The sequence below is a fragment of the Clostridium sp. genome (genome assembly GCF_051654825.1).
Lineage (GTDB): Bacteria > Bacillota > Clostridia > Clostridiales > Clostridiaceae > Clostridium.
Window position 1 is genome coordinate 1 of the sequence record NZ_JBOFYU010000249.1, and the last position, 8,099, is coordinate 8,099.

Here is an 8,099-nt window from a genome sequence, read left to right on the forward strand (position 1 = left end):
TCTGATTGTGGTCCAAATATAGCTTGAATACTATCACCTATTTTCATAATAGCTGTTGCACCTAATTTTCTTAGCTTTTCTTCATCAACCTTTTTTTGATTGTTTACAACTATTCTTAGTCTTGTAATGCATGCCTCTAAGTATTTTATATTCTTTGGTCCACCTAATGCTAATAGTATTTCTCCTGCTAAGCCACTTTTTTCAATATTCATTTTAAGTTCTTCACTTATACAAATTTCTTCATCTTCTCTTCCTGGGGTTTTTAAATCTAGTTTTCTAATAATTATTCTAAACAAGAAATAATAAATAACAGCTAAAAGTGCTCCAACTACTATAACTAACCACCATGATGTTCTATGTGGTAATACACCAAATAATATAAAATCTATTAATCCACCCGAAAATGTTAAACCTACCTTTACATTTAATAATTGCATAGAAACAAATGATATTCCTGCTAAAAGACAATGTATCCCAAATAACAATGGTGCTACAAAAATAAACATAAATTCAATTGGCTCTGTAATCCCAGTTAAACATGATGTTAGTGCTGCTGAAAAGAATAATCCTGAAACTAATCTCTTCTTTTCATCATATGCCTCATGATACATAGCAAGTGCTGCTGCCGGCAATCCTAATATCATAAATGGGAATTTTCCAGTCATAAATGTACCTGCTGTAAATTGTACACCATCTTTCAATTGTGCCATAAATATATTTTGATCGCCTAAAACAACTTGACCTGTTAAACTAGTGTATTCTCCAAATTGATACCAAAATGGGTTATACCATATATGATGCAACCCAAATGGAATTAGCATTCTTTCTATTGTCCCAAATACAAAGGCTGCTATAGTTTGATTAGTATTAATCATACTTCTTGAAAAATCAAATAATGCATTTTGAATAGTTGGCCATATCCAAGCCATTAAAAGACCAATTATTAATGATCCTATAGCTGTGATAATCGGTACAAATCTCTTTCCTGAAAAAAAACCTAAAAACTGTGGCAATTGTATATTTTTGTACCTTTTATAAAGTATTGAAGAAGTTATCCCTATTATTATTCCTCCAAATACTCCTGTTTGAATAGTAGGTATTCCAAGCACCTCAGTGTACATAGGATTTCCTTGGATAACTTCACGTGTTAATCCCGAAATCGATCCCATTGTCATGTTCATTATTAAAAATCCAACTATAGATGCTAATCCTGCTGTGCCATCTCCATCACTTAACCCTATAGCAACTCCTACAGCAAACAATAATGGTAAATTCATAAATATAATATCTCCTGAAGATGATAATACATTTGTTGCTGATTGAATCCAAGCTGCTTCTAGCATAGGAAATTTACTAATAAATTCAGAATTTTTAAACACTGAACCTATTCCTAATAGCAACCCTGCTGCTGGTAATAATGCTACCGGTAACATTAACGCTCTACCTATCATTTGCAAATAGCTAAATATCTTTTCAAAAAAAGCTTTCATAATAATCTCCCTATCAAAAAAAGGTATTCCAAAAGTTATACTTTTGGAACACCTATATTTATTAGCTTACGCGTATATTTATTAGCTTACGCCTAATATGTCATTTATTTCGTTCTTGTATGCATCTGCTTTTGCACCAAATATTGCTTGAATTCCGTTACCTACTTCAACAACACCTGTTGCACCAAGAGATTTTAAAGTATTTTTATCCACTTTTGATTTATCTTTAACTTCTACTCTTAATCTTGTGATACAAGCATCAACACTTACTATGTTAGCTTCTCCACCTAAAGCTTCTAATACTGCTGGAGCCTTTTCAACTATTTCGTTTCCACCAGTCTTTGATTTTTGGTAATCAGCTTTACTGTATAACTTAGTTTCTCCTTCATTTTCATCTCTACCTGGAGTCTTTAAGTTTAACTTAGTAATCATGAAGTAGAATAAGAAGTAGTAAATTACCGCATATACTGCACCAACTAAGATAACCATTAACCAGTTAGTTGGAACTCCTGCTCCTGCTGGTAATAATCCGAATAATGCGTAGTCAATAACACCACCTGAGAATGTCATACCTATGAATACATTTAACACATCCATTAACATGAATGATAAACCTGCTAATAAACAGTGAACTCCGTATAATACTGGAGCAACGAATAAGAATGTAAATTCTAATGGCTCAGTTATACCTGTTAAGAATGAAGTAACTGCTGCTGAAACTAATAATGAACCAACAACTTTTTTCTTTGATGGAGCTGCTGTCTTATACATTGCAAATGCTGCTGCTGGTAAACCAAACATCATGAATGGGAATTTACCTGCCATGAATCTTGTAGTACCACTTACTACTGTTGCCATTGTGTCTGATGAAGCACCAACTAAGCTACCCATGCTTGATAATTGTGCAAAGTAAGCTGTATTTGCTCCAGCAATTGTTTGCCAAGCACCATCAACTAAGATTTGACCTTCAACAAATGATCCAAACCAGAATGGTGTATAGAATACGTGATGTAATCCAAATGGAATTAATGATCTTTCTATAACTCCATAGAAGAATGTTCCTATTGCACCTGCGTTTCTAACTAATTCTGAAAGTACTGAAATACCATTTTGAACTACTGGCCATGCGAATGCTAATACTGCACCAACTAAAGCCATTACTAAAGCTGTTATTATCGGCACGAATCTTGATCCTGAGAAGAATCCGATTACTGCTGGTAATTGAATTGTATGGAATCTATTGTGTAACATTGCTGTAACTAATCCTGTAATAATACCACCGAATACTGACATGTTTAATGTAAATATTCCTAAGTTTGTTGTAACATAAGTACCAAACGCACCAACGTTATCTGGAGTAACTGTACCTAATTGAGTTAACCCTAAAGTTAAAAGTGTTGAAATAACTTGGTTCATTACTATGAATCCAAATACAGAAGCTAATGCTGCTGTTCCTTTATCCTTCTTAGCTAAACCAACTGCAACACCTACTGCAAATAGTAAAGGTAGGTTACCAAATACTATATCCCCGATGTTTTTCATTATTGTTAATATTGCAGTAACAACTGGTATATTAACGAATGCTATTAATGGTTGATAAACTGCTGGTGCATTTGCTAAACCTGCTATTCCTAGTAAAGCACCACCAACTCCTAATAAAATACCTGCTATTGGTAAAGCTGCTATTGGAAGCATGATAGCTTTACCTATTCTTTGTAAGAACTGTAACATTTATAATTCCTCCTTATTTAATAAAGTAATAATTTTATAAAAAATAAAGACCTAAATTTATTAGAGCAGTATACATTTACTTTTCTATAGATAGTATGTGCAATTATCTATAAAATATAAATATACTCTAATAAATCTAAGTCTTGCCTGCATAACAGTAACAATCTTAACTATTAACTTTCATTTCTTAAAACTGAAATTACCCTATGGATATGCATTGTTAAATACACTATTTCATCATTATTCACTTCATAGTCATAATTATTTTCTATGTAATATCTAATTTTCAAAGCACATTCAAATGCTTCTGGATAACTTTGTGATGCTAATTCTATGAAATTATTATCACTATCCTTATGTTGATTATTTGTTATAACTCTTTTAGCAAAATACTTTAAATGAGTTAATAGCCTATCATAATTTAAATCATCTTCATTAAATTCCACTGAATAATAGTACCTTATTATATTTAGTACACCTTTTATTACATTGGTTGCAACAAATGACTCTTTTGCAGTTTCATTATATCCTGCATTTACTAAATGTAACGCTATAAATCCGGCTTCATCTTCTGGTAAATCTATTTTTAATTTCTTATTAATAAAATCTACCGCCCAAAGAGCAACTTTAAACTCTTCTTTATGTATTCTTCTAATTTCGTCTAACAAATCATTTTGGATTTTAACCTTGTTTCTGTATCTTTTAAGAGCAAATGCAATGTGATCCGATAAAGATATATAAACTTGCTTATCAAGTTTTTTATCTAGAACTTTAATAGCATGAGATATTATCTCATGAGATAATTCAAAGATACCATCGGGGATTTGATTAATTAATTTCTTAATCTTATTACCCATTCTTTTATCATCTACAATAAAAGTTTTTTCTATCTTTTCTTCATCTACTTCCTGTCCTATTTTTTTCTTAAAAGCGATTCCACATCCCATAAGGATTACTTCTTTTTTAGTTTTAGGATCTGTTGATGCAATAACATTATTGTTCAAAATTTTTTCTACAATCATACCTACACTATATACTCCTTAATATCGGAAATATAAAAAACCTAAATTAAGATACAACTATAACGTCTCTCAATTTAGGTATTGCCTGCTTTACAGTAACAATCCATATATTTTGTTTATGTACTAATATTACCATAGTACGGAAACGTTGTCAATATATATTTTTTTATATTTCTAATTAGATTTTTAATATTTTTCTTATGTATTCTTCTCCTATTTTTTCTACCAAATCGTTTAATAATTCCTTTATTTCTTCATCATCACTTTTATTTATTCCTGTTTCTAAAACACTAGCTGGATAAGCTGCACAACAATTTCTAATCATAGAAAACACCTTAACGTAACATTGATTACTTTTAATATTTTCTATTGTTAAATTATCCTTATCTATTGATGCTATAAAATCTCTAATACCATTACTAAATTTAATATCTATACCCTTTTTTCTAGTTGCAATAACTTCTGCTTTTACTACTCTCATACTATATTCTCCCCAATAAATAAATACTTATTTTTATTTATTATTTTAACAAATAAACTATTATAATAAAATAGACTTTTTAAATAAACTATTAATTATTTAAAAAGTCCGATTTACTATTTCTATCGATTTTGTCTAACAGGTAAGACTATAATAAATTCACTACCTTCTCCCACTTCAGTTTTTAGCTTTATCTCTCCTGAATGTAGTTTTACTAATTGCTTAGTTAATGTTAATCCTAATCCACTTCCACCATGTTCTTCAGATATATTATTATAAGCCTGTCCAAATCTATTGAATATTGCTTCTCTGTACTTCTCCTCTATTCCAATACCTGTATCCCTTATAGAAATCTCTACTTTATCATCTCTATCAAACAATTTTATTTCTATAATTCCACCATAAGGTGTAAATTTAACAGCATTTGCAATTAGATTTACTATACATTTTTCAATTTCTCCAGAGTCACATTCTATTATTTTTTCCTCTATTTCTGGATCTATAATAAATTCTATTCCATTACTTTCTATATAATCCTTCATAGAAAGTGCTACTTCCTCAACTAAATAAACTATATCTATTTCACTTATATCTAATTTATATGACCCTGATTCAATTTTCGATGTATCAATAATATTGTTTATAAGCTTTAAAAGTCTATTAGAGTTTCTTTTTAAAGTCTCCATATAATAGCTTATCTTCTCTTTTGGAATATTATCTTCACTTTCATTTAAATTAGTTATTAATTGCTGCGTTGAAAGTATAACATTTAGAGGTGTTCTTAGTTCATGAGATAAGTTAACAAAATAATTATTTTTATATTTTTCATTCTTTATTAACTTATAATATAATTCTTCATTTTCTTTAAGTTTATTGTCTAACTCATATGTTCTCTGCTTAACTAATCCATCTAATATTTTAACCCTATTCCAAATAATATATAGTATTGTAATAAATATCAAAAAATATACCAAATAAGCTATTGGTGTTTTCCATGGAGGATTAGATATTCTTATATCTATCTTCTTTGGTTCGCTCCATTCACCACTTGAATTACGACCTTTAACTTCAAATATATAGCTTCCTGGATTTAAATTTGTATAATTAGCATAATTTCTATTTTCAGAAAACACCCATTCATTATCTACTCCAATAAGTCTATATGCGTATTGTATTTTAGATGTATTTCTATAGTCTGGCATAAAAAATGTAATTTGTAATTGATCTTGTTTGTATGTTAAATTCAATTCTTTAAATAGACAAAGAGCTTCCCCTTCTGATAATATACTTTCTATTTCTATCTTAGGAATATATGTAGTTTCATTTAAGTCAGCTGGTAAAAATGATGTTAATCCATTTATTCCACCAAAAAACATCTCTCCGCTTTTGCTTTTAAAATATGAATATCCATTGAATTCATTTCCTTGTAACCCATCAGTTACATTAAAGTTTACGAATTTCTCATTTTCAACATCAAACTTTGATATTCCATAATTAGAGCTTAACCAAATATCATCTTTATCATCAATTAAAATTCCATATACAAAGTTATTAGATAAACCATCTTTCTCTGTATATCTTGTAAACTTTTCTGTTTCTTTATTAAACTTATTTACTCCATACTGAGTAGCTACCCATAAATTTCCTTTACTATCCTCGTTAATTGATCTAACAGAATTAAAACTTAAGCTTTCACTATCCTCTGGATTATTTTTATAATTTTTAATTTCTTTGGTTTTCTTATTATATTTTATAAGTCCACCCTCTAAACCTGACCCAATCCATATATCTCCGTCCTTATCTTGAAAGATATCAGAAAATATATTTTCACTAATCCCCTGTTCTCTTAACAATGGTGTATAATCTGTAAACTTATCCTTTCTATTAAAGCTACAAATACCATTTCTTGTTCCTATCCATAACTCTCCTTCATTGTCTATAAATAAAGTCCTAACGTCGTTATAGATTAAGCCCTCACCATCTTCTACTTTATAATTAGTGATTTCTTTTGTTTTCTTATCAACTTTAGATAACCCATTTTCTGTTGCTATCCATATTTCATTATCTATTCCTACTATTTTCTTAATATTATTATCACTTAATCCATCATTTGAATCTAGCCTAATAACATTTCCACTTTCTTCCTCTAAAATATTAACCCCTTTATCTACTGTACCAATCCATAATAACCCTTCATTATCTTCATATATACCTGCTAAGCTATTTGATGATAAAGAGTTTTTATTAAAAGGGTTATGTTTAAAGTGATTAAAAAAATTGTTAGGGTTAAAAAGACTTATTCCACTATATGTGCCTACCCAAATTGTTCCTGAATTATCCTCTACTAAACTAAGTATATTATTATCTATAATACTTTGAGGATCATATATCTTAGATTCATAAGTAGTAAATGTGTTATCTCCTTCATTCAACTTAGAAAAACCATTATCTGTAGCAACCCATACATTCCCCTTTTGATCCCTTGTAATATTTCTAACAAAATCTCCTGGAATACTCGTCTTGTCTTCTGGATTATTTTTAAATACTTCCACTTCGTTATTTTTAAGATTTATTTTATTTAGTCCTCCACCAAATGTACATACCCATAAATATCCCTGATAATCTGTGTATAAAGAATATATGAAATTACTGCTTATACTATTTTCTCCAGCATAAATTTTTGTTATTTCTCCAGTATCCCTATCTATCTTATTTAATCCATTATCTGTTCCAACCCACAAGTTTCCATTTATATCTTCCTCTATAGAATATACAAACTGACTTGTAAGAGTTTCTTTCTCATCCTCTGAATATAAAATTCTTTCAAAATTATCATTTTCTTTATTATAAACATTTAATCCATTTTCTGTTCCTATATATATATCGCCTTTAGAATCAATAAAAATTTGTGTTATATTATGATGAGATAAATTGCACCCATTTTTTTTTGGAATATACCCTATTATCTCGTTAGTTTTTGTACTTATTTTATTTAATCCATTAGCTGTACCTACCCATATATTACCGTATTTATCTTCATTTATTGCCGCTATATAATTTGAAGTTATACTATTTTCTCTATCTTCTGAATACCTATAAATTTCTATTTCATGCCCATTATATCTATTTAGCCCATCACTTGTTCCTATCCACATATATCCACGACTATCTTGAAATAAATATTCTATAGATGCTTGTGATAAACCATCTTCAATAGTTATTTTTTTGAAATTTATATTTTTTATGGCTAGAACTATATTACTTTGAAAAGTAATTGCAATAAATATAGCTATTACTGCTATAACTTTGTGCCTTAACTTACCCATATATTTACCCCACATAACAAATTCATATAAATTATAACAAAATTCCCCA

5 protein-coding genes are annotated in these 8,099 nt (G+C 29.2%); all 5 read right to left on the minus strand.

The window, feature by feature from the left end; all coding sequences use genetic code 11:
• Window positions 1-1,490, minus strand: a 1,490-nt coding sequence (gene ptsG, locus ACRDBA_RS15380; RefSeq protein ID WP_438573812.1) for a glucose-specific PTS transporter subunit IIBC, incomplete at its 3' end; no start/stop codon positions are given.
• Window positions 1,491-1,571: 81 nt separating this feature from the next.
• Window positions 1,572-3,221: a PTS transporter subunit EIIC gene (locus tag ACRDBA_RS15385; RefSeq protein WP_438573813.1), complete on the minus strand. Its 1,650-nt coding sequence runs from the start codon at window positions 3,219-3,221 to the stop codon at window positions 1,572-1,574.
• A gap of 173 nt (window positions 3,222-3,394) precedes the next feature.
• Window positions 3,395-4,243, minus strand: coding sequence for a BglG family transcription antiterminator LicT (gene licT, locus ACRDBA_RS15390; RefSeq protein ID WP_438573814.1), 849 nt, complete (start codon window positions 4,241-4,243; stop codon window positions 3,395-3,397).
• Between the two features lie 178 nt (window positions 4,244-4,421).
• On the minus strand, window positions 4,422-4,724 hold the full coding sequence (locus ACRDBA_RS15395; RefSeq protein WP_438573815.1) for a hypothetical protein: 303 nt from the start codon (window positions 4,722-4,724) through the stop codon (window positions 4,422-4,424).
• Window positions 4,725-4,846: 122 nt separating this feature from the next.
• Window positions 4,847-8,050, minus strand: coding sequence for a ligand-binding sensor domain-containing protein (locus tag ACRDBA_RS15400; RefSeq protein ID WP_438573816.1), 3,204 nt, complete (start codon window positions 8,048-8,050; stop codon window positions 4,847-4,849).
• Window positions 8,051-8,099: the final 49 nt, after the last annotated feature.